This window comes from Bacillus sp. FSL R9-9530 (genome assembly GCF_038008145.1).
GTDB lineage: Bacteria > Bacillota > Bacilli > Bacillales > Bacillaceae_G > Bacillus_A > Bacillus_A mycoides.
Window position 1 is genome coordinate 2,529,813 of sequence record NZ_JBBOYO010000001.1, and the last position, 25,745, is coordinate 2,555,557.

Consider the following 25,745-nt stretch of genomic DNA (forward strand, 5'->3'; position numbering starts at 1 on the left):
GTGTAGGTACAACGGGAATAACCCTTGTGCCTACACGTTTTCACGTTAGGTTCAAGGGTTTCATGTATGATGATGTAGTTTTGTAAGCATTTTAATAGATTGCACGATATTCATAATACTTACTCCCTTTCTCCTCTGATTTTTTACATATTATATAACAGTTAATTCTGAATGTAAATACATTTCGAATATTCTACTTTTAGTTAATGTGAAGCTACTTTTCTTTCATACTCTTCAATTTCTTGTTCATATTGCATTGTAATGCTGATTTCATCTAGACCATTTAATAATTTTTCTTTCCACATTTTCTCGATTGTAAAATGAAACCTGTGCGTATTCGTAATAATTACTTCATTCTCTAAATCAACTTCCATTTGATCTCTCGCATTCGTTTTGGCAAGTTGTTCACGCATCTCTTTATCCATTACAATCGGTAACATACCATTCTTCATACAATTCATATAAAAAATATCTGCAAATCCTCCGGCGATAATAACGCGGAAACCATAATCCGCAAGCGCCCACGGAGCATGTTCTCTTGAAGAACCACATCCAAAATTATCACCTGTAATTAATATACTTGCTCCTTTTCGTTCTTGTGCATTAAGGGGGAAATTAGGATTTTCATGGCGCTCATTATCGTAACGCCACTCATCAAATAAATATTTTCCAAATCCCGTCCTTTCAATTCTCTTCAAATATTGCTTCGGAATAATTTGATCTGTATCAATGTTATCATTCATAAGTACTGCGGCAGTACCTTTATGAATATGAAATGGTTCCATCGTAACTCTCCTTTCTAATATCAACAAAATGACCATATAACGCAGCTGCTGCAGCCATAGCTGGACTTACTAAATGTGTTCGTGCTCCTTTCCCTTGCCTTCCTTCAAAATTACGATTTGAAGTAGAAGCACAATGTTCTCCTTCAGGTACTTGATCTGGATTCATCCCAAGACACATTGAACATCCAGGCTCTCTCCATTCAAATCCCGCTTCTTCAAATATGCGATGTAAGCCTTTTTGCATCGCCCGCTCTCTCACACTTTTTGATCCTGGTACAACGAGTGCTCGCACACCTTCTTTTACCTTTTTCCCTTTTACAACAGATGCAGCAATTTCTAAGTCAGATAAACGTGAATTTGTACAAGAACCAATGAAGACATGCTTAACAGGAATTTCAAACGTACTTTGCCCAGGGCTCAATCCCATATATGAAAATGCTCTTTCATCATTTTCGTTATGCTTCTCTGGTAATTTTTCATCAATAGGAACACCCATACTAGGATTTGTTCCCCAAGTGACATACGGTGCTAAATCCGTAACATCTACCGAAATATGTAAATCATAAATTGCATCTGAATCTGTATAAAGCTCCGACCATTTTCCCGTAAACGTTTCATAGTCTTTCGGTGCATATTCACGCCCTTTTACATAAGAAAATGTTTTCTCATCTGGTGCAATGATGCCAGCTTTCGCTCCCCCTTCAATTGCCATATTGCAAAGTGTCATTCTCTCTTCCATACCCATATCACGAATCGTCTCTCCGTAGAATTCCATTACATGCCCCGTTCCAACCGCTACACCGTACTTTGAGAGAAGATGCAAAATAATATCCTTTGCATAAACTCCTTTCGGTAACTTTCCTTTTAATTCAATCCCCATCGCTTTCGGTTTTCGTTGCCACAACGTTTGAGTTGCTAATACATGTTCTACTTCACTCGTACCAATACCAAACGCTAAAGCACCGAAAGCACCGTGGGTTGCTGTATGGCTATCACCGCATACAATCGTTTTCCCCGGTTGTGTGAGCCCAAGTTCTGGTCCTATAACGTGAACGATTCCTTGCTCTTCATCACCAATATCGGCTAATCGCACCTTAAATTGTTTACAATTGTCACGAAGTGTATCCAATTGCTGCTTCGCAATGCGATCGGTAATATTCCAAACATCTTTCGTTGGAATATTATGATCCATCGTTGCAAACGTTAATTCCGGTCTCCGAACAGTTCGATTTGCAAGCCGCAAGCCTTCAAAGGCTTGCGGTGACGTTACTTCATGAACGAGATGAAGATCGATATATAATAAATCCAATCCATTTTCATTCGTTACAACTACATGTCTTTCCCAAAGCTTATCTAGTAACCTTTTCCCCATTATCTTCCTCTCCCTACTAGTGCCTGCTCTTCCATTTCTTGAATAACTGCCCTCGTAAATGAAGTTGTCGTCTCATTCCCCCCAATATCAGCTGTACATTTCCCAGATTGAAGAACTGCAGAAATTGCCTCTTCAATCGCATACCCTTCTCTCGTTAATCCAAATGATTGCCCAAGCATCATCGCTACTGAACGCATCATCGCAATTGGATTCGCTTTATTTTTACCTGCAATATCTGGCGCTGATCCGTGAATAGGCTCATATAAAGACGGACCGTTTTCCGCATGGCTCGCTGATGGAAGCATTCCTAATGACCCTGCTAATACAGAAGCCTCGTCGCTCAAAATATCACCAAATAAATTTTCTGTTACGATAACGTCAAATCTCCTTGGGTTTCGAATTAACTCCATAGCAGCTGCATCTACTAAAATGTGCTCTAATTCAACATTAGGATAACGAAGAGCTACTTCTTCCGTAACAGCTCTCCACAATTTACTAGATTCTAAAACATTCGCTTTATCAATAGAGGTTACTTTTTTCTCTCTCTTACTCGCTAATTGAAAAGCATACGACACGATACGTTCAATTTCATGACGATGGTACGTAAGTGTATCAGTTGCCGATTCTTCCGTTCTTTCTTTCGGATAAGAGAAATAAATACCGCCTGTTAGTTCACGAACGACAACGAAGTCAATTTCATCTGCGTTTTTTAATGGCGATAAATGTGCAGTTGCGCTTTCTACTGTTACAGGACGAACGTTCGCAAATACACCAAGTCCTTTTCTTAAAGCTAATAATCCTTTCTCTGGCCTTTCTTTCGCATCATCCCAACGCGGTCCACCAACCGCTCCAAGTAAAACCGCATCACTCGCTAAACAAGCGGCAAGTGTTCGCTGTGGTAATGGTTGCCCATTTAAATCGATAGCCGCTCCGCCAAAGTACTCATCTTGTAAATGAAAGTGATGTCCATATAGCCTCTCTACCATATGCAATACTTCCTTCGCGCTTTCCATAATTTCCGGACCAACACCATCACCCGCTAAACAAACGATACGTTTTTCCAATTAAAACACTCCTTTTTATCTGAATTTTCAGAAATATATTTTGATAAGTAAGGGACGATCCCCTCACTTATCAAACAGTCACTTCACAAGAGTAATAAAAGATTTTAATTTTCCGGCCGCATGAACATACGCTCTCGCCGATGCTTCTAATACGTCTTGCGCAACACCAAAACCTGATACTTGATGAGTTCCTTCTTTTAATTCAACATGAACATGTGCAAGTGCATCTTGACCTTGCGTTATAGATTGTATGCGATAATCCGCTAAGTCACATTCTAATCCTAAAATTCTTTGAATTGCATTATAGATCGCTTCAATACTTCCAGAACCAGTTGCTGCATCTTCGTACATATTTCCTTCCTCGTCTTTTAGTACAACCGTTGCACACTGTGTACTATTTGATACGAAATGTACTTGCAATTGAGTAATGCTATATTGCTGGGCCGCAAATGCTGCTTCACCAAGCATAAGCGCACGTAAATCTTCTTCTGTAATTTCTTTTTTACGGTCAGCCAAGTTTTTAAATGCTTCAAACACCACATCCCGTTCTTCTTTTGTAAACTCATAACCAAGTTCTTTCATTTTTTCAGTAAACGCATGGCGCCCGGAATGCTTTCCTAATACAAATAAATTTTGTGACTCTCCAATCAGTGATGGTTCAATAATTTCATACGTCGTTACTTCTTTTAATACACCGTCTTGATGAATACCTGATTCGTGAGCAAAAGCATTTGCTCCAACAATCGCCTTATTTTTCGGTACAACCATACCCGTTAACCGACTTACTAACGTACTCGTCGCTTTAATTTCTTTTAATGTCATAGAGGATTCTGCTTCATAGAAATCTTTTCTAATATGGAGAGCAACCGCGACTTCTTCTAGCGCCGCATTCCCCGCTCTTTCTCCAATTCCATTAATCGTTCCTTCTACTTGTAACGCTCCGCCTTCAACCGCAGCTAACGAATTCGCTACTGCCATCCCAAGATCATCGTGACAATGACAAGAGAAAATTGCTTTTTCATACGACGGAACGGATTCTTGTAAGTATTTAAAAAGAGAATAATATTCTTCTGGATTCGTATATCCAACTGTATCAGGAATATTGATTACATTCGCTCCTGCGCGAATCGCGACTTCTACTGCTTCAGCTAAAAATGCTCTCGATGTTCTTGTTGCATCTTCTGCTGAAAATTGAACTGTTGGAAATAGTGATTTCCCGAGCGTAACCGAGCGATGTATGCTATCTAATACATCTTCTTTTGACATACAAAGCTTATATTTCATATGAATGTCACTCGTAGCTAAAAATACGTGTAAACGAGGAGAGACAGCGCCTTTCACAGCTTCATAGGCTCTTCGAATATCACTTTCTTTCGCTCTAGCTAAACTCATAACCGTAGCATTTTGAATGGTATTTGCGATACGTTTTACCGATTGAAAATCACCTTCAGAAGCTGCTGCGAATCCAGCTTCCATTACATTAATACCAAGTCTCTCTAGTTGCCTCGCAATCTGTAATTTCTCTTGTTCATTTAAATTAACTCCTGGTGATTGTTCGCCATCACGTAGCGTCGTATCCATGAACAAAATTTGCTTCATATTATTTGACCCCTGCCTTTACTCGCGGCTGTACAAACGGCATCATTTCACGTAATTTACGTCCAACTACTTCAATTTCGTGTTCATTCTCTTTCTCATTTGTCGCATGGAAATTTGGTTTTCCTGCTTTATGCTCTGCAATCCAGCCTCTTGCAAATGTACCATCTTGAATTTCTGCTAGCACTGCACCCATCGCTTTCTTCGTATCTTCCGTTACAACGCGTGGTCCTGATACGAAGTCGCCCCACTGCGCTGTATCTGAAACTGAATATCTCATATTTTCAAGTCCGCCTTCATACATAAGGTCAACGATTAGTTTTAGTTCATGTAAACATTCAAAATATGCAACTTCCGGTTGATAACCAGCATCAACTAACGTTTCAAACCCAGCTTTTACTAGTGCAGTTACTCCGCCGCAAAGTACAGCTTGCTCTCCAAATAAATCTGTTTCTGTTTCTTCTTTAAACGTTGTTTCTAATACACCTGCTCTCGTCGCCCCAATTCCATCTGCATATGAAAGTGCCTTTTCAGTCGCAACTCCTGTTGCATCTTGATATACTGCAAATAATGCAGGAACAGCTCCCCCTTCCGCAAACGTACGACGTACTAGATGTCCTGGACCTTTCGGTGCTACTAGAAATACATCTACATTAGCTGGCGGTTTTACTTGATCAAAGTGAACATTAAATCCATGCGCGAAAACGAGAGAATTGCCGCCTTGTAAGTTTGGTGCAATTTCAGCTTCATATACTTCCGGCTGTAATTCATCAGGTAGTAGAATCATTACTACATCTGCTTTTTCTGCTGCTTCCGCTACTGTATATACAGAAAAACCGTCTTCTTTCGCCTTATCCCATGACTTCCCTTTCCTCAGTCCTACTACCACATCAAATCCGTTATCACGTAAGTTTTGCGCATGCGCATGGCCTTGCGATCCATATCCGATGATTGCTACTTTCTTTTCCTTTAATACATTTACCGTTACGTCTTTTTCATAATAAACTTTCGCCATTTTCATTTCCCCCTATTTTTTAAATAATTATTGAATTAACATAACTTGTTTATCTTGTTTTTTCATACTACGTGTAAATGCTGTTACACCTGTTCTAGCAATTTCTTTCAAACCATATGGACGAAGTAATTCAATTAACGCTTCTACTTTCTCCTGGGTACCTGTTACTTGCACCACTATGGAATCCTTCCCAACGTCTATTACAGCGGCTCGGAACGGTTCAATTAAACTATATAATTCTGCTCTTGCTACAGATGTTGCTACTTTAATAAGTGCAAGTTCTCTAGCGATCATCGCTTCTTCTGTAATATCTGATACTTTCAGTACATCGATTTGCTTATGAAGTTGTTTAATTAACTGCTCAACTTGCTGTTCATTTTCAACGTGTACAACAATCGTCATTCTCGAAATATCCGATGATTCCGTATGACCTACTGAAATACTTTCAATATTAAAATGTCTACGTGTCATAACACCTGTAATTCGATTTAACACACCGCTTTGATTTCGAACTGTCGCTGTTACAATTCTCTTCACCTTTTCTCCACTCCCTCCATTTGATGAACGCCTTTTCCTGGGGCAACCATCGGCATTACCTTTTCGGATTGAAGTACGCGGCAATCAATTACAACAGGCTCTCTTAACTCAATTGCATACTGTAATTGTTGCTTTGCAAGAAGTGGGTCTTCAATACGAACACCTTTTATGCCATAAGCATTGGCAAGCGCAACAAAATCTGGTTGGCATGAAAGTAAGGAGTGCGAATATCGCCCATTATAAAATTCCTCTTGCCATTGTCTTACCATCCCTAAAGCTTCATTATTTAAAATAAAAACTTTAACTGGTAAAGAATGCTCTTTTAACACACTTAGTTCTTGCAGTGTCATTTGAAATCCAGCATCACCGACAATTGCAATAACTAGTTCTTCAGGCTTTGCGATTTGTGCACCTATTGCTGCTGGAAACCCGAAGCCCATTGTTCCCAACCCCCCAGAGGTTACCCATCTATCTGGGTTTTTCAGCGGGTAATATTGAGCTGCCCACATTTGATGTTGCCCAACATCTGTCGTTACAATCGCTTCTCCTTTCGTAATTTCGTATAGCATATCAATTGCATATTGAGGCTTAATACATTCCGAATGCTCTTTGTAAGAAAGAGGGTATTTTTCTTTTCTACTATTCAATAATGAGAGCCAATCATTGTGATTTACTTCCCCTTCCTTAAAGTTGAGTAGAGCTTCTAATGCTTGCTTCGCACTCGCAACAATTGGAATTTCAGTCGGCACATTTTTTCCGATTTCCGCTGGATCAATATCTATATGTGCGACAATCGCTTCTTTAGCAAAATAAGCTAAATTTCCAGTAAGACGATCGTCAAATCTTGCTCCTATATTTATAAGTAGATCACATTCATATAACGCCATATTAGCCGTGTAAGAACCGTGCATTCCTCCCATCCCAAGAAATAATTTATCATCTGGCGGAAAACCACCAAGACCAAGTAATGTATGAACAACAGGAATTTCATATTTACGAGCAAAGCTTGTTAATTCTTTCGATGCCTTTGCATGCAATACACCTGCTCCTGCTAAAATTAACGGTTTTTTTGAAGTCGCAATCGCTTGTAATAATTTGTTTATTTGTAGTAGATTCGGTTCGTAATTAGGCTGGTATCCTGGTAAATCCATTTGTACATCACTACATCGCTCACCTTTCTCTACTACCATATCTTTCGGAAGGTCAATTACGACTGGGCCTGGTCTTCCTGTTCTAGCGATATGAAATGCTTCTTTAATAATTCGGGGTAAATCCGATGCTTTTCGTACTTGATAATTATGTTTTGTCACCGGCATCGTAAGCCCCATAATATCAGCTTCTTGGAAAGCATCACTCCCGATTAACGTTGTTGCTACTTGCCCTGTAAATACAACAAGTGGCAATGAATCAATCATCGCGTCAGCTAGACCAGTAATAACATTTGTAGCACCCGGTCCACTTGTTGCAATTACCACTCCTGGATTGCCTGTAATTCTTGCATATCCTTCAGCAGCATGAATTGCACCTTGCTCATGCCTCGTTAAAATATGCGGAATTTCACAATCATAAAGCGCATCATATAGAGGTAAAACCGCACCACCTGGATAACCAAAAATCACCTCTACTCCTTCCTTTTCTAGCGCTTCTAACAATAGCTGTGCACCAGTTGCCAGTTTCTCTTCCGTTTTTGAAGACATTTTTCTTATAAGCCCCCTTTTTTAAAACATTTATAAAATAAAAAAATCCTACGTCCACACTCCAGCTATGTGCTGAAGGGACGAAAGATTTCGCGGTACCACCCTTCTTTGCAAGATTACTCTTGCCTCAGTGACTCGGGATATGAGTCTAGCTAATAACGGAGCTACCGTCTAAGCCTAAACAAACGTTTCAGCTTAGCACTCAAGGGTGATGTTCGTCGACGTGAACCATCGGTTTCCAGCAACCACCGACTCTCTGTGAGGCTTCACAGTCAACTACTCCTCCCTATCAACGCTTTATCATGTCATAAGAGCTATTATCCAACTTTATTTTCTTCGTAAATTTTCTCTCCATCTTCTACAACTAATTTACGGAATTCTTCTAATAAACGATTCGTATGTGGCCCTGTTCTACCTAAACCAATCGTTCTTCCATCTACTGTCGTAACAGCAATTACTTCAGCAGCTGTTCCTGTTAAAAACACTTCATCAGCTACATATACATCATGCCTTGTAAATAATTCTTCTCTTACGTCATATCCAAGTTTTTCGCCGATTTCTAAAATCGCGTTTCGTGTAATACCTTCTAACGCTCCAGCAAAACTTGGTGGTGTAATTAATTTATTTCCCTTCACAATAAATACATTATCTCCAGAGCCTTCAGCTACATATCCTTGGTCATTTAACATAAGTGCTTCTTGTACTCCAGCTAATTTCGCCTCAATGCGAACTAAAATATTATTTAAGTAATTTAAAGATTTTACTTGAGGCGATAAAACATCCGGGCGATTGCGACGCGTTGCAACTGTTATAATCGGAATCCCTTTTTCATAATATTCTTGTGGAAATAAAGATAATTGCTCTGCAATTACTACTACATTTGGTTTCGTACAAGAATCGGGATCTAATCCCAAGTTCCCAGGTCCTCTTGATACAACGAGGCGGATATATCCATTAGATATTTTGTTTTGTCGAATCGTTTCAACAACGATTTTCGTTGCTTCTTCTAACGTATATGGAATTTCTAACATGATGGATTTCGCTGATTCATATAACCGGACAAGATGCTCTCTCAAACGGAAAACATTACCGCTATATACCCTAATTCCTTCGAACACTCCATCGCCATATAAATAGCCATGATCATATACTGAAACCTTTGCTTCGTCTTTTGGAACAAATTCTCCATTTAAGAAAATCCACTGCTCGTTCACTTGAAAGCGCCCCCTATGTTCTATGAGTTTTTTATTGTTTCCTAGTCTACTCTCCTTTTCAAATAAATCAAGTGAATTTTTAGAAAATTTTTAATTTTTAATCGTACGTACATCTTTGTTTATATTGATTTAATAACATTGTTAACGTTTACAAAAAGTCAAAATTTTTTTTTCGTCAAATTCTACTAAAAAAAATATTTGTTTAAAAGAAGGGTTTTCGCCAATTGATACGAATCTATTGTATTCAATAAACGGACGTCCGATTTTATAAATCCGGTAATATACAACGACTTTTGGTGAAAAAGGGGGAAAATAACAAAAATAACGCTGTCTAAAAATAACATTCATATTTTTCATTTAGTAATCATAATCCTATTTTTAAAAAACAATTTGTCAAATTGAAGGAGGAAATAACAATGGCGTGTGTACAAATTAAAGGAACGAGACAAGAGGTAGTAGAAATGCTTCAATTATTTGATTTAATGGATACGAAAGGTTTTTGTAAATTCGATAATTACGTTGAAGTAGAACCACATAGCAAAAAACATAACAACTACACAGCTTCAATCGATATTCAGTCTAATAACAGTTCAGCACAAGATACATTAAACGATCAATTCGTAAGTCAAATGCTTACTGGTGTATATAACGACTAAACAAATATTCTCTTCCTACCATCTTTTCATAAATATATGCTATGAACTTGAGCATACTAGCAACTAGATGGTAGGAGGTGAAAATTATGGCTAGAATTGGTGTTGAGAACTCTTTAACAGATGTTCAACAAGCTCTTCAGCAACAAGGACATGAAGTCGTTTCACTTAACTCTGAAAATGATGCACATGGGTGTGATTGTTGCGTTGTAACCGGGCAAGATTCTAATATGATGGGCATTGCAGATACATCGATAAAAGGATCTGTAATTAAAGCACATGGTTTAACAACAGATGAAATTTGTCAGCAAGTTGAAAACCGCACTTAATCATTTTTATCACATTATTTGTGAGCTAACATGTAAAGGAAATAGAATGGTCCCACTGATTATAGTTTCAATTTATTTATAGAAAGAGGGCTCCTTTTCAAAAGGAGCCCTCTTTTTTATATTCACCTAACGGGAAAGTAACATATACTGGATGAAAGCCCTACCTCTCTCTCATCATTACGGTTCCACTGACCGCTCCTTGATTCACTAGTATACATATAAAGCTTACATATACAATTTATAGGGTTTGTTCACAAAAGTTGTTGGTAAGACTACCCGATCTTTCGCAAACTTTTCGTATTATATTCATAAGATTTATTTACTTTACACTAGCTTTAACCGAGACACGAATTAAAATTCTAACACCAATACAATAACTTGTCAACATTTTTTACAAATTAAAAACAGACATTAACGGTTTGTCTGTTTTAGAATGGAGCTTTTTCTTTTATTACATATACAACAAAACCGCTTACTAACATACATAAGCCAACTACTAAGTTTTTGATATTAATCATAAATTCCTCTCCCTTATTCCACACATCATATATATTTACAGTTCAATTATTCCGATCGTCATAAAGCGCACTTTTTCTAATATATCATAATTCCTAAAAAATGCAAGTTCACTTTTGGCGACCATTCACAAATTTATCCACAGTGCTTGGCACAGTATTTAACGCTTTTTCAATTAAATGTGTACCACTATTGAGATGCAACACTTGCACACCGTTAGAACCAACTACTAAAAAAGCAACTGGGCTAATAGAAACCCCAGCCCCGCTTCCGCCTCCGAATGGATGACTTTGCCTGTTCTCTTTATGCTGCCCTTGTCCGCCGTTATGTTTTTCAGAAATAAAATCCCCTTTAAAGTCACTTCCACCAGCTCCAAAACCAAAAGCCACTTGAGATACTGTTAATACTACATTTCCGTCAGCTGTTGAAACCGGACTTCCAACAATCGTATTTACATCTACCATCTCTTTTAAATTTGTCATTGCTGTTTTCATTAAATTTTCAATTGGATGTTCCATTATGTACTACACCCTTTCCTCATTATTCTTTTTTATACTTTCCAAAATAGAGGAAGTCATACTAAGTTTTCCTATTTTGAAAAAACATTTTCCACTTTCCAATTGGATATTACTCCCTGTACATGCTCGGATAAAAAGGGAAAAGAGATACATACTACTATTGAACCTTGTTATGAAAGGAGTCCTTACTTTGACTGAGAAATTTGATGAATATAAAAAAAGAGATCGAATAGATAGTGATTATAAAGAAGAATACGCAGCTGAAGTTGCACCACAGCATATCGATTATGATGATAAAGATAACGCTGAGGTAAGATCGTCTGCAGCTGGATCGACTGCTGGTTTCATTGCTCTTGCCTTAGCAATATTATCATTATTCACATTCCCAACACTATTTGGTCTTGTGTCTGTTCTACTTGGTATTTACGCTTATAATCGCGGGGCTACTGTAACTGGCGGTACCGCTGCCATTGTGGGTGGTATCGCTGCACTCATTGCGATTTTATTCCGAGTGGCGCTTATTGGTTTATTGTTCTCTCTTTTTTAAAAAGAAAAAGGTATCTCGCTTTATGCGGGATACCTTATCCTGTAAATACATCTTCTGATGGATATTTAATTTTTTGTTTTGCTGGTCGTGCCAAAGAGAACACAAGTGTTAACGGTCCGATTAATCCACAAAACATAACAAACATAATAATACATTTTCCAAACGCCGATAGCTTCGCAGTAATCCCCATTGTTAACCCTACTGTACCAAACGCTGAAATTGTCTCAAATAATAACTGAATAAAACTGAAGTCTTCTGTAAGCATTAATACAAATACCGCTGTAAAAATAAGTATTTGACTAGCAACGACAATTGCTAACGCTCTCGTTACTGTCGACATTTTAATCGTACGCTGAAACAAAACAAAATCCTCTTTCTTTCTAAAGAAAGAAAGAACTGATGTAATTAAAATAACGAATGTCGTTAACTTAATTCCACCGCCTGTCGATACACTTCCCGCACCAATAAACATTAATACCATTGTAAATAGTATCGATGACTCTTCCATCCCCCCATAATCTACCGTGTTAAAACCAGCTGTACGAGGTGTAATTCCTTGGAAGAACGAAGCCCATAATTTTTCATTTAAAGATAAGTGCCCCAAAGTCTTCACATTATTATATTCCAATACAAAAATCACAATCATCGCAATAACATTAAGTGCTATAGTTCCAACAATCATGATTTTGGAGTGCAGTGATAATTTTCGGAAACTACGGCTATACCATATATCAATTAATACCGTAAACCCTAACCCTCCTATTACAATTAAAGAACAAATCCCAATATTAATAATAGGATCTCCTACATATCTTGTTAAATTATCTGGCCAAAGCGCAAAGCCGGCATTATTATATGACGCAATAACGTGAAAAATACTATAGTATAAACCTTTTCCAAAACCAAACTCTGGAATAAAGCGAATCGATAAAAAGATAACTCCAATTAGCTCAATACAAATAGAAAAAATAAAAACACGTTTTACTAATTTCACAAGACCACCAATATTTGTTTGATTAAATGCTTCTCCAATTAATAATCGGTGGCGTAAACCAATTTTTTTCCCTAATACCCAAACAATTAAAATGGCTATCGTCATAAGACCGAGACCACCCGTTTGAATTAAAAACATAATAACAATTTCACCAAACATCGTAAACGTACTCGCAGTATCTACAACACCTAAACCGGTTACAGTCGCTGCCGACGTAGCTGTAAAGAAAGCATCTACCCAACTAATATGTACTTTCGTTGCAAACGGTAACTTTAATAACAATCCTCCGACCACAATTAAACAAAAAAAGCCTAATGCTAAAATTTGTGGTGGATTCAATCGTATAAAGCGATTATACAACCCTTGTTTTTTTGCTACTTCCATATCACTAACTCCCTTTATCAAGTGAAGCTTTTATCCCCTCATAAATAAAGACTCTTTAAGAGCCTACAAGTAGCGGGATAAACCTTATATTCTTATAATATAGTTGAGCATAATCCTTTTTTTCATAGATTTCAACTTTTATTTATATTCAGACTCCTATCGTTTTACAAAAGAATATTTTCTATTATATCTCCACTTATACTATAACTCTTACAACAACTATTTTATCCCTTTTCAAATCCCCATATCTTTCACTCCAAGTTCACACGAGGGTCACATCTACCTTTTATAGTATACGTATCGGAGCTGTTCCTCCCTAATTTATAAGACATTCCCCAGTGTCTTGAACAGCTTTCCATCCCTAATTAAATTGACATAAATTGTCCCCTTCCCTTGACCATCCTATATGTGATGGTCTTATTTTTTTATTCTTTCTATCTTTTATTTGAAACTCCCTCTCTCTTTCACTCCATGTTCACACGAGGATCACATCCACCTTTTATAGTATACGTATCGAAGCTATTCCTCCCTAATTTATAAGACATTCCCCAGTGTCTTTGAATAGCTTCCATCCCTAATTAAATTGACATAAATTGTCCCCTTCCCTTGACCATCCTATATGTGATGGTCTTATTTTTTTATTCTTTCTATCTTTTATTTGAAACTCCCTCTCTCTTTCACTCCATGTTCACACGAGGATCACATCTACCTTTTATAGTATATGTATCGAAGCTGTTCCTCCCTAATTTATAAGACATTCCCCAGTGTCTTTGAATAGCTTCCATCCCTAATTAAATTGACATAAATTGTCCCCTTCCCTTGACCATCCTATATGTGATGGTCTTATTTTTTTATTCTTTCTATCTTTTATTTGAAACTCCCTCTCTCTTTCACTCCATGTTCACACGAGAATCACATCTACCTTTTATAGTATACGTATCGGAGCTGTTCCTCCCTAATTTATAAGACATTCCCCAGTGTCTTGAACAGCTTTCCATCCCTAATTAAATTGACATAAATTGTCCCCTTCCTTTGACCATCCTATATGTGATGGTCTTATTTTTTTATTCTCTCTTTCTTCTTACTTAAAACTCCCTCTCTATTTCACTCTATGTTCACATCTATCTTTTATAGTATATGTATCGAAGCTGTTCCTCCCTAATTTATAAGACATTCCCCAGTGTCTTTGAATAGCTTCCATCCCTAATTAAATTGATATAAATTGTCCCCTTCCCTAGGCCATCATGTGATGGTCTATTTTTTTTCCAAATACATAAATGTATTCTTTCCACATATTTCAGCAAAACTGGACTATATACATTGAAACAGACAGTTTTATACTAAATATTCAGAAAATATTGTCAAAATAGGTATTTTTTCGGTATAATTAATTTAGAAAGCAATTTTACAAAAACAAAGGGGGGGTTTTTATTGAAACAAACAAAGGCAATCTTAATTGCATTATTTCTCGGTCTAGTTGTCGGACTCACTTTAAATTTAGCTGCTCCATCTATTTTTGAGCCATTGAATCAATATGCGTTCAATCCACTTGGTCAACTGTTTATTCGACTTATTAAAATGCTAGTTGTTCCTGTTGTGTTCATTTCTATCGTACTTGGGGCTGCTGGTCTTGGAGATCCGAAACAACTTGGAAGAATTGGTTTAAAATCAATTTCATTCTTTCTCGTAACAACAGCTGTCGCTATCTCTATTGCAGTTACATTTGCACTTATCATAAAACCAGGAGCTGGCGGTAACTTTAAAACAGACGGGCTTAAGTATGAAGGTGCAAAAACTGAAACATCTTTCGTTGATACATTGCTGAATATTGTGCCAGATAATCCAGCAAAAGCGATGGCTGATGGGAACATGCTACAAATTATTGCCTTTGCCGCATTGATCGGACTCGGTTTAGCTGTTTTAGGAAAACGAGTTCAAGGTGTCCATTCATTACTTGAACAGGGCAACGAATTAATGATGTATCTTGTTAATCTCGTCATGAAATTAGCTCCAATCGGAACATTCGGGTTGCTCGCTTCGTCCGTTGGTAAAATGGGTCTTGCAGGCGTCGCTGCGATGTTCAAGTATATGATTGTCGTTATGTTGGTACTCATTATTCACGGTGTCTTCGTATACGGCGGCTTATTAAAGGTACTAGCCAAAGAAAGTATTATTCGTTTCTTTAAACATTTCGGTCCGGTAATGGCAATTGGGTTTAGTACATCTAGCTCTAATGCGTCCCTTCCATTTGCCATGAAAACCGCCCAAGAAAAACTTGGAGTTCCAAAAGCGATAAGCTCTTTTGTACAACCACTAGGTGCAACGATTAATATGGATGGTACTGCTATTATGCAAGGGGTAGCAACTGTATTTATCGCTCAAGTATACGGCGTTGAACTTACATTACCACAATTAGCTATGGTCGTATTAACTGCTGTACTAGCTAGTATCGGTACTGCAGGTGTACCAGGTGTTGGACTAGTAATGCTTACGATGGTTTTAAATCAAGTAAATCTACCAGTAGAAGGCATTGCTTTAATTATCGGTATTGACCGCATTCTAGATATGTCTAGAACTGCTGTAAATATTTCCGGTGATGCAATTTGTGCAATGATTGTTGCAAAATCAGAAGAAAAATATAATACGGATCAATCTGCAGCATCTTAAATCAAAAAAGGAGTGAATCATTTCACTCCTTTTTTGATTTACTTCCTTTTTTCGAACGATATTCTTTTCCTTTATTATCATTTCCCGTTTCAAATTCAGTACTAAACTCCTGCTGGAATTGCCCTGATTTTGGTGAACCTTGATTTCCACTTCCTTGACTACCATTACGATTCGTCATATTTCTCCCTCCTTCCTTTATTAGTAGTATGGCGCTCTATCTTTTTTCATACACATTTTATTTTTTATCATCTATTACACACAGAAGAAGACCTTCCATATATGAGGAAGGTCTTCTTTTTAATTAGGTAAGCGTTTTCTTATTTGTAATTATTTAAATAAGTTTTTTAGAAATAGATATCATTATATCCATTTCATCTTCTGAAAGTGCGGAAAATCTTTCTTGTAAATATTTCTTTTTCTCACCTTCCATTTTCGCAACTAACTCTTTCCCTTGTTCTGTAATCTCTAAATATACAACTCGGCGATCTGATGTAGAACGTGAACGAGTTACAAAGCCTTTATTAATTAATTTTTCTGTAACAGCTGTAATATGACTATTCGACACATTTAACTCATTAGCTACACGTGAGACCATTTCTTTATTCGTACGGTTCAATATTCTAAGGACAATGAACTCATTCCACGGTATGTAACCACCAAATATTTTTCCAATATCATTACGCAACGTGCGAAACATTGCAAAAACATTTGTCGATAGTTCTTCCATTAATTGTTCTCGATTTTGAGACAACTTTGACAGCCCCTTTTATTTAATTTAGTTAAATAAAAACCTTATTAATAATTTTACACGAAATCTTACTTTTTGTCACCTTATTTCCCCATAATTCGTAGTTTTTTAATAGATATTTCATGGTACAATGAAATTGATTTTCCAGAAAAAGGAGTTGGGGCAATGAGTGAAGAAGACAAACTTTCTAGTCTCAGTCTAAAAGATAAGACTATTATTATTAGTGTTGTTATTCTTATTCTCATTATATTCTTTGCATTTATATTTTTTGTATATGTAGGAATCTTTCATATTACAGGTATAGAATATTCATCAAGAACAGCTCTACTACTCTTTTTTTTACTCATTCTTTTATTAGACGGTATTACATATTTTATATTCATTTTCTTTAAAGTGCTCCTACATCCAATGATGACAAGTATGCCCAATTGGCTCTCAATTGCTCTGCTCTCTATAATTGAAATTACGTTAGATTGGTTTGTCATACATACCGCCGATGACTGGATAGAGAGTGTACAAATGCCCAACATAGCTGAATTATGTGTCGCACTATTCCTTTACACACTAAATAAATTATTTAGTGATAAGAAAGAGTAAGAATACAAGCTTTTCTATATAAAAATTGGTACAATAAAAATAAATCATACTAAAGAGGTGTTACTTATGAACTTACTACAATGGGCTGATAAAGGCATGTCCTTTGATACATATGTGAATGAAATGAAAGTAAACCAATACGAGCTACTACACATTTACAATAACTTTTTAATTCCAAATGAATTACTTCCAGTTTTAGAAGAACGTCAAAATGATGGCTGGCGCGTTATCGTATTAACAGCTGACTGGTGCGGCGACGCTCTTTTATGTGTACCTGTTATGAAACGAATTTCTGAAGTTGCAAATATTGATATGCGTTTATTAATTCGCGATGAAAACTTAGAGTTAATGGATCAATACTTAACAAACGGAACAGCACGTGCGATTCCAATCTTTATTTTCATTGATAAAGACGGAAATGAACAAGCCGTCTTTGGACCACGAGCTCCAAAAGTACAAGAATTAGTAACTTCAATGCGCGCTACATTACCTGAAAAAGAAGATCCAACATTCGAAGAGAAACAAAAAGAAATGTATGCTAATTTCCGTGCTACATTAGCTGATGATACTTCTCTTTGGGAACATGTAATGGAAAGCATGATTGAGAAAGTAGTAAAATAAAAAACCTGCCGATTTCGGCAGGTTTTTTTATTACATAATGAAGAAATAGAATACCGCAGCTAAAATGAAACGATAGTAAGCGAACGGTGTTAGTTTTACACGAGCTAATAATTTTAAGAATGAAACGATTGCAAGCAACGCAACAACGAATGCTGTAATAAATCCAGTTGCAAATAACGTTATATCAGCCGAGCTTAATATATCCCAGCTTTTAATTAAATCTAAGCCACTTGCAGCTACCATCATTGGTACTGCTAAAATAAATGTATATTCAGCCGCCGCTGTATGTGACACGCGAGCTAATAAACCACCACTTATTGTAGAACCAGAACGAGAAAATCCTGGCCAAAGCGCTAAACATTGGAACATCCCAATTGTAAATGCTTGCTTATATGTGATTTCATCTAACGTTCTTGCTGTACTTGGTTTTGAAAACTTCTCAGCAACAATCATTAAAATACCACCAGCTACTAAACTAATAACAACCGGTCCTGGACCGAATAAAACTTCTTTAATTGCGCTATGGAATAGTACGCCGAGTATGCCGGCAGGAATCATCCCGATAATAATATGTAATAAATTTAAAGATGGTCCATCAGTTACTTTCCCTATTCCAACTAATGACCATAAACGTTTCCAAAATATAACAACAACTGCTAAAATCGATCCCAACTGAATAACAACTTCGAAAACTTTCGCTCTATCGTCTTCAAATCCAATTAAGTGTCCTGTTAAAATCATATGTCCTGTTGATGATACTGGTAAAAACTCTGTTAAACCTTCAACAGCACCCATGATTAATCCAATTAACCAATCAGCCACAAGTAGTGCCTCCTTAATAACGAATATGTAATTTTTTCACACCTTATCATAATACCTTATCCCTTTTCAAAGTGCATCCTTTTTTTATTGATTTCACTTGTTGTATACGCTTATTTCTTTTCTATTTTTTGATTAAATTGTATGATAATAAGAGTTTGTTTTTTACGTTGAAAGGGGATTTTATGAAAGAAACTACTTCATTCTCACAAAAGTTAAAGCAATTTTTATTACTCTTTTTCCCGATTTTTGTAACGCAAATGTCATTATTTGCGATGAGCTTTTTTGATACGACAATGTCAGGACATGCGAGTCCTATTGATTTAGCGGGTGTTGCTATCGGAACAAGTATATGGCTTCCCGTTAGTACCGGCTTAACAGGAATTTTAATGGCTACTACTCCTATTGTTGCACAGCTCGTTGGATCAAAGAAAAAGGAGGACGTTCCCCACATTGTCATACAAGCAGTATATTTAGCAATTTGTGCTAGTTTCGTTGTTATCCTTATCGGATTCTTCGCTGTTTCACCTATTTTAAATGGCATGCAATTAGAAGAACCCGTGGAACGTATTGCAGCACAATTTTTAATTATTATCGCGATTGGAATTATCCCTTTATTTACTTACACCGTTTTACGTGGATTTATTGATGCATTAGGGAAAACTCGAACAACGATGATTATTACATTACTATCATTACCAATTAATGTAGTATTAAATTACTTATTAATTTTTGGTCACTTTGGCTTTCCAAAACTTGGTGGTGTTGGTGCGGCAATCGCTTCTGCAGCAACCTATTGGTGTATTTTAATTATTACGGTTATTATTATTCGTACGAAAGAGCCTTTTGCTTCTTTCAATATCTTTAAACAGTTATACCGCCCTTCCTTTACAATCTGGAAGGAATTCCTGAAACTTGGCGTCCCTATCGGATTTGCTATCTTTTTTGAGACGAGTATTTTCGCTGCGGTAACACTTATGATGAGTAATTTTAGTACGACAACAATAGCAGCACATCAAGCAGCTATGAACTTTGCTTCCTTGTTATATATGACTCCTTTAAGTTTAGCAATGGCAATGACGATAGCAGTCGGATTTGAAGTTGGAGCAAAACGATACAATAATGCGAAACAATATGGATTTATCGGAATTGGGTTAGCCCTTGCTTTCGCTCTTTTATATTCAATCCTTCTCTATTTCTTTGATGATGAAATTGCTTCTATTTATACGACAAATGCAAATGTCCATCATTTAGCTAAAGAATTTCTTATATTCGCGATTTTATTTCAAATTTCAGATGCGATTGCAACTCCAGTACAAGGAGCACTTCGTGGTTATAAAGACGTAAATGTTGCCTTAATTATGACATTAATAGCTTATTGGGTAATAGGTCTACCTCTTGGCTACATGTTAGCAACTTATACTGACTGGGCAGCAAAAGGTTATTGGATCGGTCTTATTATCGGTCTAGCATTTGGAGCAATCTTCCTGCTTATCCGTCTCTTTCAAGTACAAAGAAAATATACAACGCAAAGCAGCCGCTAATGATATAGCGGCTGTTTTCTTCATGCATATTTTTTCTTGTAACGTGTAACATAATGAAAAAGAAAGGTGGATACATATGGACGAAAAACAAAAGAAACAATCATTCGATGAAGAATTCGCCCCTGAAATTTCACCTGGATATCGGCAAGATGTACATAAGCCACCTAAATATAAAAACACTTCTTTTTTAATGGGCATTACCATTTTCGCAGCTGTATTACTCGTGCTCATCATTTTCGTCTATTTTTAAGGAAGGGTGGTCTATTATATGAAGAAACAAGATTCAAATCGTTCAAAAAGAACTGTTAAAACAGAAAAAGGATATGCAGGAGATTCTGTTCATACACTGAAACAAGTTGAGCAAGGAAATTTATACATTGCTCAAAAAGAACTTGGTCAACAAAATGAAAATCTTTAAAGTCCCTCTGCTTCTAGAGGGTTTTTTATTGTACATATTGTTTTTGTTCTAACACCATGAATAAATTATTAACCTTTACAATTTTCATGTCATAATTTAATTTCATTTCACTTCTCTTGCCATTTTCAATACCAGTAACGTACGCTACAGTATGATAGCGAAAACTCTCATCTGTCTCTTCACGTATCTCTTCGTTTGTAAATTTATACTCTAAATCCCGAAAACGGTTTGGGTAATAATTTTCTATTAACTGTTCATACCCTCTATTTACAAATATTTCTTCACCTTTTCGTTTCACATCTTCTTTATTATTAAACTCAAACACTGATAATTGCACTGTCACAAAGTGTTCTCCTATCATTTTCATTTCTTTATCAGTTAAAGTTTCTATACTTTTGTTCTTTAATTCCTTATTTAACTCGTAGCGATCTATCGGTTTAAAGGTAGCAAAAACCTCCTCTTTATATGGCCAAAACAATCCAAAAGCGATACATAGAGAAATGATTAATATTCTTTTCTTCGTAATGCACCCCACCCTCCTCCATAATGATAGTTATATTTTAACATATAGAAAGAAAATTCTGATATCATAAAGTGGAATAACCTACCTTTAACTTAGAAACGAGGAACAATTATGGACTCTTACAAACAATATATAAAAGAAGCTCTACCAGATCTTTCTATACATTCATATATGCAAAATGAAGAAGGGTGGGATAATATAACGGTTATTATAAATGATGAACTACTATTTCGTTTCCCACGAAAACTTGAATATGCAAACCGAATTCCGTTAGAAAAAGAACTGTGCACAATTCTTTCTCATTCATTACAAGAAATCGAGATTCCTAAGTATCATTTATTGTATAAGAATGATTGTAATACTGTTCCATTTTGCAGCTATTATCCTCTCATTCATGGTGAACCGTTAACAAGTGAACTAGTTGCAAAGCTAGAGAAAAAAGAACTTGAAGTAATTATTACACAATTAGCCACTTTCCTTGCGACTTTACATAGTATTCCTTTAAAACGTACTGAAACGCTAGGGTTCCCTATCGAAAAAACACTTACCTACTGGAAAGAACTACAAACAAAATTAAATCAATATTTTACTAACAGTCTTACTTCATTACAGAAATCAGCCTTAAATCGTTTATTCGAAAATTTCTTTACCTGTATAACTAAATCTACCTTTCAAAATGCAATCATTCATGCTGACTTTACACATCATCACATTTTATTTAACAACCTGCACAAAAACATTTCAGGTGTTATCGATTTTGGAGATGCTCAAATTGGCGATCCCGCTTTTGATTTTGCTGGGCTATATTATGATTTCGGTCGTGAGTTTACTACATCTGTATATGAACAATACAGTGCACTTATTTCTCACCGCGATCCATTACTCATTCACCGCATCACTACCTTTTATCAATACAGCCCTTTACTACATAACCTTATTTATAACATTGAAACAAACAACGAAATAATATTAAAGAAGAATGAAGAACAGCTTAAAGCAATACTACAGGGACGAGATTAAATTCTCTCCCTATACTCTCTCTCCTCATACATCATTAACTTTTTATCAATTTCAACAATAACTTTATACAATTGAAACGCCTGTAAAATTTGCAGTTGAATTCCAAAAGGAGCATTCTGTTCTTTTAACCATTGAAATACTGCCGTTTCATCTTTCATTGATTATTCCTCCTCTTATTAAAATCTGCTACTCATATACCGTAAATGATGAAAAGCTTTTCATGTCAATAATAAAAAGGATGCAAAATTGCATCCTTTAATGTACTATATTTCTCTTCTGCTTCGCTTCTTTCTTTACTTCTTCCCTTTGGCATTCACTACGAAACGCACAACTCATACACTCAGAACGAAAATGACGCTCTGTATAGTGCTCAGGTTGCTGCAACATTTCTTTCATTCTAAATAAATCATCCATTCCAGTTATAATATCTTCCTGCTTTGGAATGTACTCATACTTAGTCCCTTCTATTAAATTAATAACTTCAATTTTCCCCGGAAGAATACCGAAAGCTTTATAACTGAATACTGTCATTAGCTTCTGACAAAGAGCAAGCATTTCCTCATCCGCATCGACAACATACTTTTTAATTACAAACGATTCAGCACTCCACTCACCAACTTCAAATGTCAATGACATGTGGACACCTAACTCTTCCATATATGTTTGAAACTTCTCATATAAAAATAACGGCGGTGCCTGACTATCATCCCTTTCAACAAACTGTAATAAGTGATCAGTTAGCTTCGCTAAAACAATATAGTACTCCGCCTTTGAAGCAAACATATTGTTCCTTACTTTTTTCCAATACTTTTCTATTAATATTAAAAGTACAATTTTCGTTTGTTGGCCCGCAGGTAGCGTGTAATATTCATTAATAATTTGATTCACAATCATTTGCGCTATTTGTTGCCATTCAAATGAAGAAGGTTCTCTTCTTTTTATATGACGGAAATAAAATTTATGCGGACAACGCATAAAATCATACAAATGGTAATCTGTCATCGTTTTGATTGAGATTTTCTCATGCAATTGCTCTTCATCTCCCTTCTGCCATTAAGAAAGGTGTTTTACGAATTCAGCTCCAAACTGTAAACATTTTTCTACATCTTCATCTTCTGGCGTTAATTCTACTTTCAATCCTTCTAACACAACTGCTGCCCCGCGCTCCTGCAGCTTTTCTATTAAAATATCAACCGCTACCCCGTATTTCGGATAAGCCGAATCACAAGAACCGAATGCAGCTGCTTTTTTACCAGTTAAGTTAATAGAATTCATTGCATCATAAAAATCTAAAAAATCATCAGGAAGATCACCATCTCCCCAAGTATAAGCGCCTAAAATAATCCCGTCATATTGCTCTAATATAGAAGCTTCTGGTGTATCCATAATATCAATTACTTCAATCTCATTTTCTGTTTCACGAATCGCACCCGCAATATGGTCAGCCATTTCCTCTGTATTTCCACTCATACTTGCAAAAATCATTACTAACTTACTCAACTGAACCTCTCCTTTTACCTTGTATCTCTTTTTCTGTTTGAAGCGTACTCTTCTCATCTACATATTCAGAACGAATTACATTTCGTTGCCATTCAATATGCTTATCAACATCTTTATTTTTTAATCCCCTTCGTAAAAGGTGAAATGTTTTTCTCATTAAGGTTCCTCATCTGTTTCATTGATAATAATTATCAATTTCAATTATATCATTAGATTAATTGAAATCGATTATCAAAGTCAATAACTATTTTTTAAAAAATAGTTAAAATGTACAAGCTTGTCCGTTAGCTATTCATATACTATAAATGAGCATAGTTCTTTCTCAGCCCTCTCTGACGGAAGAAATAAAAGCAACTGCAATAGAGTGCAGTTGCCTTTTTTTATGCTTTATCAGTTTCTAGTAGTCTTATAGTTGTCTCTAAAAATAGTTCCACTCCATTAATTAAAGCCGATTCATCCACATCAAATTTCGGATGATGATGTGGATAACAAGTATCAATATTTTTATTCCCTGTTCCTAATTTAATGAAACAACCAGGTGCTTTTCTTAAATACGCTGAAAAATCTTCTCCTCCCATAGAAGGTTCAAGATGCACAATACGCTGATTTCCGAACAATTTTATCGCACTTTTTTCTACTATTTTCGTAATGTACTCATTATTAACAACTGGATCATATCCGTAACGATACGTATATGTATAATCTCCCCCATGTGCTTCTGTAATTCCTTTTACAATTTGCTCAATTTTCTCTTTTGCTTCCTCTCTTAATGTTTGATTAAAAGATCGAACAGTTCCCATTAAAGCTGCTGCACTAGGAATGATATTATCGGCCATCCCCCCATGAAATTGTGTAACTGACACTACTCTATGCATAAAAGCACTTGTATTTCTTGATACGATATGTTGTAAATTTGTAATAATTTGTGCTCCGATAGCAATAGGATCTATCGTTTCTTCTGGTCGTGCCGCGTGACCACCCTTTCCTAAAATTTCAATTGTAAATACGTCTGGTGCTGCCATCATAGGGCCATATACAATTCCTATCTTTCCACTTTCTAATCCAGACATAACGTGCAAACCTACTACATAATCGACGCCGTCCATAACACCGGCCTCCACCATTTCTTGTCCACCACCGGGATACACTTCCTCTGCGTGCTGAAAGAACAGGCGGATTTCGCCTGCAAAATCTTCCTTCATATTTGCTATCGTCTCTGCTGTACTTAATAAAATAGCTGCGTGAGCATCATGCCCGCATGCATGCATTATTCCTTTATGCACAGACGTATAAGGTTTCCTTGTCTCCTCTTGGATTGGTAAAGCATCTATATCAGCTCGAATCGCAACTACTTTTCCTTGTTGCCTTCCTCTTTTAATTGCTAGCACACTGTACTGCGTTGGTCTCGTTACTTCAAAAGAAGAAAATGAGCATAATGTTTCATATATAAATTGCGAAGTTTCTTTTTCATGAAACGATAATTCCGGATACTTATGGAAATGCCGTCTCCATTTAATGATATTTTCCTCTGAAATAAAACTCCTCCACTCTCTTTTCATAATAATTACCTCCTTTTAAAAGGCTCTATACCTTGAAAATGTACTAAGTACCCAGTGATTATTAACCCACTCCAATTCAGGAATAACAAAACAAATATTATATTTTCCCGCCTTCTCACAATCCACTTTTATACATTCACACAATCCACTTCCTATTTACATGTCAAACCCATTACAAATTCATGCTGAATGTAATATAATTGCTAAGTTAGGGATTTTCTTTTTTAGTATTTAGTGCTAATATCAGAAAAGAGCCTTTTGACTTATTTTTACCTAAAATGTGGGATTTTGTTTTTTTCACAATAATGTAGGACATGATACCTACAAAGAGCTATTATTTCATTAAGCGAGGGAAAGACATGGAAAGATTAAAAGAGATATGGTCTCAACCACTCACACAATGGGTTGCAAAGACGGTTTATTACCTTGCAATTTTATTTGCATTGCTTTGGTTGTATGGATTCCATGATACAAACACAAGTACATTTATTTACAACGAATTTTAGGG

Annotated in this window: 32 protein-coding genes and 1 other annotated feature; of the genes, 11 read left to right on the forward strand and 21 right to left on the reverse strand. The window is 36.3% G+C overall.

Annotated elements, in window-relative coordinates; genetic code table 11:
• Positions 1 to 203 precede the first annotated feature (203 nt).
• The 9 genes from leuD to MKX66_RS12650 form a co-directional block, all read right to left on the reverse strand.
• The gene (gene leuD / locus MKX66_RS12610) at positions 204 to 785 is read right to left on the reverse strand and encodes a 3-isopropylmalate dehydratase small subunit (RefSeq protein WP_002126281.1); all 582 of its coding nucleotides are present in this window, start codon (positions 783 to 785) and stop codon (positions 204 to 206) included.
• On the reverse strand, positions 763 to 2,157 hold the full coding sequence (leuC, locus tag MKX66_RS12615; protein WP_002011716.1) for a 3-isopropylmalate dehydratase large subunit: 1,395 nt from the start codon (positions 2,155 to 2,157) through the stop codon (positions 763 to 765). Before leuC ends, leuD begins: the two co-directional genes overlap by 23 nt.
• Positions 2,157 to 3,221, reverse strand: coding sequence for a 3-isopropylmalate dehydrogenase (gene leuB / locus MKX66_RS12620; protein WP_002011718.1), 1,065 nt, complete (start codon positions 3,219 to 3,221; stop codon positions 2,157 to 2,159). Before leuB ends, leuC begins: the two co-directional genes overlap by 1 nt.
• Positions 3,222 to 3,299: 78 nt before the next feature.
• Entirely contained in the window at positions 3,300 to 4,820 is a 1,521-nt protein-coding gene (gene leuA, locus MKX66_RS12625) for a 2-isopropylmalate synthase (protein WP_002064438.1), read from the reverse strand.
• A gap of 1 nt (position 4,821) precedes the next feature.
• Positions 4,822 to 5,838, reverse strand: coding sequence for a ketol-acid reductoisomerase (ilvC, locus tag MKX66_RS12630; RefSeq protein ID WP_003188179.1), 1,017 nt, complete (start codon positions 5,836 to 5,838; stop codon positions 4,822 to 4,824).
• A gap of 21 nt (positions 5,839 to 5,859) precedes the next feature.
• Positions 5,860 to 6,369: an acetolactate synthase small subunit gene (gene ilvN, locus MKX66_RS12635; protein ID WP_000822948.1), complete on the reverse strand. Its 510-nt coding sequence runs from the start codon at positions 6,367 to 6,369 to the stop codon at positions 5,860 to 5,862.
• Positions 6,366 to 8,066, reverse strand: coding sequence for an acetolactate synthase large subunit (gene ilvB / locus MKX66_RS12640; protein WP_341086310.1), 1,701 nt, complete (start codon positions 8,064 to 8,066; stop codon positions 6,366 to 6,368). The genes ilvN and ilvB overlap by 4 nt, the downstream gene beginning before the upstream one ends.
• 73 nt (positions 8,067 to 8,139) lie before the next feature.
• Positions 8,140 to 8,368 (reverse strand) — a binding site (T-box leader).
• A gap of 15 nt (positions 8,369 to 8,383) precedes the next feature.
• Positions 8,384 to 9,280, reverse strand: coding sequence for a branched-chain-amino-acid transaminase (ilvE, locus tag MKX66_RS12645; protein ID WP_341086312.1), 897 nt, complete (start codon positions 9,278 to 9,280; stop codon positions 8,384 to 8,386).
• Positions 9,281 to 9,421: 141 nt separating this feature from the next.
• Positions 9,422 to 9,637, reverse strand: coding sequence for a hypothetical protein (locus MKX66_RS12650; protein WP_113770100.1), 216 nt, complete (start codon positions 9,635 to 9,637; stop codon positions 9,422 to 9,424).
• Positions 9,638 to 9,696: 59 nt separating this feature from the next.
• On the opposite strand from MKX66_RS12650, the gene MKX66_RS12655 reads away from it, so the two are divergent.
• Together MKX66_RS12655 and MKX66_RS12660 are read left to right on the forward strand one after the other, a co-directional pair.
• Positions 9,697 to 9,936 (forward strand): DUF3911 family protein, encoded by a 240-nt coding sequence (locus tag MKX66_RS12655; protein WP_016119885.1) that lies wholly within the window; start codon positions 9,697 to 9,699, stop codon positions 9,934 to 9,936.
• Between the two features lie 86 nt (positions 9,937 to 10,022).
• On the forward strand, positions 10,023 to 10,262 hold the full coding sequence (locus MKX66_RS12660; protein WP_002011725.1) for a YkuS family protein: 240 nt from the start codon (positions 10,023 to 10,025) through the stop codon (positions 10,260 to 10,262).
• A gap of 428 nt (positions 10,263 to 10,690) precedes the next feature.
• Here MKX66_RS12660 and MKX66_RS12665 read toward each other — a convergent pair whose 3' ends face one another.
• Together MKX66_RS12665 and ytfJ are read right to left on the reverse strand one after the other, a co-directional pair.
• A complete protein-coding gene (locus MKX66_RS12665) occupies positions 10,691 to 10,780 on the reverse strand; it encodes a hypothetical protein (protein ID WP_000608225.1) in 90 nt (29 codons plus the stop codon).
• 108 nt (positions 10,781 to 10,888) lie between these two features.
• Positions 10,889 to 11,296, reverse strand: a complete 408-nt coding sequence (gene ytfJ / locus MKX66_RS12670; protein ID WP_044437940.1) for a GerW family sporulation protein — start codon at positions 11,294 to 11,296, stop codon at positions 10,889 to 10,891.
• Positions 11,297 to 11,468: 172 nt separating this feature from the next.
• Between ytfJ and MKX66_RS12675 the strand changes: the two genes are divergently transcribed.
• Positions 11,469 to 11,843, forward strand: coding sequence for an imidazole glycerol phosphate synthase (locus tag MKX66_RS12675; protein WP_080118818.1), 375 nt, complete (start codon positions 11,469 to 11,471; stop codon positions 11,841 to 11,843).
• A gap of 34 nt (positions 11,844 to 11,877) precedes the next feature.
• Here the strand turns inward: MKX66_RS12675 and MKX66_RS12680 are convergent, their stop codons facing one another.
• Positions 11,878 to 13,221 carry a TrkH family potassium uptake protein gene (locus MKX66_RS12680; protein ID WP_002140965.1) on the reverse strand — a complete coding sequence of 448 codons (1,344 nt, stop codon included), beginning with the start codon at positions 13,219 to 13,221 and terminating at the stop codon, positions 11,878 to 11,880.
• A 1,431-nt stretch (positions 13,222 to 14,652) separates the two neighbouring features.
• On the opposite strand from MKX66_RS12680, the gene MKX66_RS12685 reads away from it, so the two are divergent.
• Entirely contained in the window at positions 14,653 to 15,888 is a 1,236-nt protein-coding gene (locus MKX66_RS12685) for a dicarboxylate/amino acid:cation symporter (RefSeq protein ID WP_002030637.1), read from the forward strand.
• Between the two features lie 22 nt (positions 15,889 to 15,910).
• Here MKX66_RS12685 and MKX66_RS12690 read toward each other — a convergent pair whose 3' ends face one another.
• On the reverse strand, positions 15,911 to 16,066 hold the full coding sequence (locus tag MKX66_RS12690; protein WP_002011733.1) for a hypothetical protein: 156 nt from the start codon (positions 16,064 to 16,066) through the stop codon (positions 15,911 to 15,913).
• 153 nt (positions 16,067 to 16,219) lie between these two features.
• Positions 16,220 to 16,639: a MarR family winged helix-turn-helix transcriptional regulator gene (locus tag MKX66_RS12695; protein WP_002064429.1), complete on the reverse strand. Its 420-nt coding sequence runs from the start codon at positions 16,637 to 16,639 to the stop codon at positions 16,220 to 16,222.
• A gap of 162 nt (positions 16,640 to 16,801) precedes the next feature.
• On the opposite strand from MKX66_RS12695, the gene MKX66_RS12700 reads away from it, so the two are divergent.
• Both MKX66_RS12700 and MKX66_RS12705 read left to right on the forward strand, forming a co-directional pair.
• A complete protein-coding gene (locus MKX66_RS12700) occupies positions 16,802 to 17,233 on the forward strand; it encodes a regulatory YrvL family protein (RefSeq protein WP_002140959.1) in 432 nt (143 codons plus the stop codon).
• A 33-nt stretch (positions 17,234 to 17,266) separates the two neighbouring features.
• Positions 17,267 to 17,854, forward strand: a complete 588-nt coding sequence (locus MKX66_RS12705; protein WP_078175613.1) for a thioredoxin family protein — start codon at positions 17,267 to 17,269, stop codon at positions 17,852 to 17,854.
• A 30-nt stretch (positions 17,855 to 17,884) separates the two neighbouring features.
• Here MKX66_RS12705 and uppP read toward each other — a convergent pair whose 3' ends face one another.
• The gene (uppP, locus tag MKX66_RS12710) at positions 17,885 to 18,676 is read right to left on the reverse strand and encodes a bacitracin resistance undecaprenyl-diphosphatase (protein ID WP_088292763.1); all 792 of its coding nucleotides are present in this window, start codon (positions 18,674 to 18,676) and stop codon (positions 17,885 to 17,887) included.
• A 182-nt stretch (positions 18,677 to 18,858) separates the two neighbouring features.
• On the opposite strand from uppP, the gene MKX66_RS12715 reads away from it, so the two are divergent.
• The 3 genes from MKX66_RS12715 to MKX66_RS12725 all read left to right on the forward strand — a co-directional run bounded on the left by MKX66_RS12715 (position 18,859) and on the right by MKX66_RS12725 (position 20,635).
• The gene (locus MKX66_RS12715; protein ID WP_002140955.1) at positions 18,859 to 20,217 is read left to right on the forward strand and encodes an MATE family efflux transporter; all 1,359 of its coding nucleotides are present in this window, start codon (positions 18,859 to 18,861) and stop codon (positions 20,215 to 20,217) included.
• Positions 20,218 to 20,293: 76 nt separating this feature from the next.
• Positions 20,294 to 20,467, forward strand: coding sequence for a hypothetical protein (locus MKX66_RS12720; protein ID WP_000343684.1), 174 nt, complete (start codon positions 20,294 to 20,296; stop codon positions 20,465 to 20,467).
• Positions 20,468 to 20,485: 18 nt separating this feature from the next.
• Positions 20,486 to 20,635 (forward strand): hypothetical protein, encoded by a 150-nt coding sequence (locus tag MKX66_RS12725; RefSeq protein WP_000743737.1) that lies wholly within the window; start codon positions 20,486 to 20,488, stop codon positions 20,633 to 20,635.
• A gap of 25 nt (positions 20,636 to 20,660) precedes the next feature.
• Here MKX66_RS12725 and MKX66_RS12730 read toward each other — a convergent pair whose 3' ends face one another.
• A complete protein-coding gene (locus MKX66_RS12730; protein ID WP_215590976.1) occupies positions 20,661 to 21,170 on the reverse strand; it encodes a biotin transporter BioY in 510 nt (169 codons plus the stop codon).
• Between the two features lie 99 nt (positions 21,171 to 21,269).
• Here MKX66_RS12730 and MKX66_RS12735 point away from each other — a divergent pair, with 99 nt between their 5' ends.
• The gene (locus MKX66_RS12735) at positions 21,270 to 22,178 is read left to right on the forward strand and encodes an aminoglycoside phosphotransferase family protein (protein WP_002030620.1); all 909 of its coding nucleotides are present in this window, start codon (positions 21,270 to 21,272) and stop codon (positions 22,176 to 22,178) included.
• Here the strand turns inward: MKX66_RS12735 and MKX66_RS12740 are convergent.
• The 5 genes from MKX66_RS12740 to MKX66_RS12760 all read right to left on the reverse strand — a co-directional run bounded on the left by MKX66_RS12740 (position 22,175) and on the right by MKX66_RS12760 (position 25,237).
• Positions 22,175 to 22,336, reverse strand: coding sequence for a hypothetical protein (locus tag MKX66_RS12740; protein WP_088034946.1), 162 nt, complete (start codon positions 22,334 to 22,336; stop codon positions 22,175 to 22,177). The genes MKX66_RS12735 and MKX66_RS12740 overlap by 4 nt on opposite strands.
• A 97-nt stretch (positions 22,337 to 22,433) precedes the next feature.
• Entirely contained in the window at positions 22,434 to 23,207 is a 774-nt protein-coding gene (locus MKX66_RS12745) for a hypothetical protein (RefSeq protein ID WP_215590975.1), read from the reverse strand.
• A gap of 24 nt (positions 23,208 to 23,231) precedes the next feature.
• Positions 23,232 to 23,678 carry a flavodoxin gene (locus MKX66_RS12750; protein ID WP_326997670.1) on the reverse strand — a complete coding sequence of 149 codons (447 nt, stop codon included), beginning with the start codon at positions 23,676 to 23,678 and terminating at the stop codon, positions 23,232 to 23,234.
• Positions 23,671 to 23,835 carry a hypothetical protein gene (locus MKX66_RS12755; protein ID WP_002011628.1) on the reverse strand — a complete coding sequence of 55 codons (165 nt, stop codon included), beginning with the start codon at positions 23,833 to 23,835 and terminating at the stop codon, positions 23,671 to 23,673. The genes MKX66_RS12750 and MKX66_RS12755 overlap by 8 nt, the downstream gene beginning before the upstream one ends.
• 223 nt (positions 23,836 to 24,058) lie before the next feature.
• Positions 24,059 to 25,237 (reverse strand): amidohydrolase, encoded by a 1,179-nt coding sequence (locus MKX66_RS12760; RefSeq protein WP_002030615.1) that lies wholly within the window; start codon positions 25,235 to 25,237, stop codon positions 24,059 to 24,061.
• A gap of 359 nt (positions 25,238 to 25,596) precedes the next feature.
• On the opposite strand from MKX66_RS12760, the gene MKX66_RS12765 reads away from it, so the two are divergent.
• Entirely contained in the window at positions 25,597 to 25,743 is a 147-nt protein-coding gene (locus tag MKX66_RS12765; RefSeq protein ID WP_002011626.1) for a teichoic acid D-Ala incorporation-associated protein DltX, read from the forward strand.
• Positions 25,744 to 25,745: the final 2 nt, after the last annotated feature.

What these genes read in the sequence shown, in the direction of transcription:
- leuD (WP_002126281.1), bottom strand. Translation starts at nt 785, where the DNA reads ATGGAACCATTTCATATTCATAAAGGTACTGCCGCAGTACTTATGAAT.
- leuC (WP_002011716.1), bottom strand. Translation starts at nt 2,157, where the DNA reads ATGGGGAAAAGGTTACTAGATAAGCTTTGGGAAAGACATGTAGTTGTA.
- leuA (WP_002064438.1), bottom strand. Translation starts at nt 4,820, where the DNA reads ATGAAGCAAATTTTGTTCATGGATACGACGCTACGTGATGGCGAACAA.
- ilvC (WP_003188179.1), bottom strand. Translation starts at nt 5,838, where the DNA reads ATGAAAATGGCGAAAGTTTATTATGAAAAAGACGTAACGGTAAATGTA.
- ilvB (WP_341086310.1), bottom strand. Translation starts at nt 8,066, where the DNA reads ATGTCTTCAAAAACGGAAGAGAAACTGGCAACTGGTGCACAGCTATTG.
- MKX66_RS12650 (WP_113770100.1), bottom strand. Translation starts at nt 9,637, where the DNA reads ATGAAAAATATGAATGTTATTTTTAGACAGCGTTATTTTTGTTATTTT.
- MKX66_RS12655 (WP_016119885.1), top strand. Translation starts at nt 9,697, where the DNA reads ATGGCGTGTGTACAAATTAAAGGAACGAGACAAGAGGTAGTAGAAATG.
- MKX66_RS12660 (WP_002011725.1), top strand. Translation starts at nt 10,023, where the DNA reads ATGGCTAGAATTGGTGTTGAGAACTCTTTAACAGATGTTCAACAAGCT.
- MKX66_RS12665 (WP_000608225.1), bottom strand. Translation starts at nt 10,780, where the DNA reads ATGATTAATATCAAAAACTTAGTAGTTGGCTTATGTATGTTAGTAAGC.
- ytfJ (WP_044437940.1), bottom strand. Translation starts at nt 11,296, where the DNA reads ATGGAACATCCAATTGAAAATTTAATGAAAACAGCAATGACAAATTTA.
- MKX66_RS12675 (WP_080118818.1), top strand. Translation starts at nt 11,469, where the DNA reads ATGAAAGGAGTCCTTACTTTGACTGAGAAATTTGATGAATATAAAAAA.
- MKX66_RS12680 (WP_002140965.1), bottom strand. Translation starts at nt 13,221, where the DNA reads ATGGAAGTAGCAAAAAAACAAGGGTTGTATAATCGCTTTATACGATTG.
- MKX66_RS12690 (WP_002011733.1), bottom strand. Translation starts at nt 16,066, where the DNA reads ATGACGAATCGTAATGGTAGTCAAGGAAGTGGAAATCAAGGTTCACCA.
- MKX66_RS12700 (WP_002140959.1), top strand. Translation starts at nt 16,802, where the DNA reads ATGAGTGAAGAAGACAAACTTTCTAGTCTCAGTCTAAAAGATAAGACT.
- MKX66_RS12715 (WP_002140955.1), top strand. Translation starts at nt 18,859, where the DNA reads ATGAAAGAAACTACTTCATTCTCACAAAAGTTAAAGCAATTTTTATTA.
- MKX66_RS12720 (WP_000343684.1), top strand. Translation starts at nt 20,294, where the DNA reads ATGGACGAAAAACAAAAGAAACAATCATTCGATGAAGAATTCGCCCCT.
- MKX66_RS12725 (WP_000743737.1), top strand. Translation starts at nt 20,486, where the DNA reads ATGAAGAAACAAGATTCAAATCGTTCAAAAAGAACTGTTAAAACAGAA.
- MKX66_RS12735 (WP_002030620.1), top strand. Translation starts at nt 21,270, where the DNA reads ATGGACTCTTACAAACAATATATAAAAGAAGCTCTACCAGATCTTTCT.
- MKX66_RS12740 (WP_088034946.1), bottom strand. Translation starts at nt 22,336, where the DNA reads ATGAAAGATGAAACGGCAGTATTTCAATGGTTAAAAGAACAGAATGCT.
- MKX66_RS12755 (WP_002011628.1), bottom strand. Translation starts at nt 23,835, where the DNA reads ATGAGAAAAACATTTCACCTTTTACGAAGGGGATTAAAAAATAAAGAT.
- MKX66_RS12760 (WP_002030615.1), bottom strand. Translation starts at nt 25,237, where the DNA reads ATGAAAAGAGAGTGGAGGAGTTTTATTTCAGAGGAAAATATCATTAAA.
- MKX66_RS12765 (WP_002011626.1), top strand. Translation starts at nt 25,597, where the DNA reads ATGGAAAGATTAAAAGAGATATGGTCTCAACCACTCACACAATGGGTT.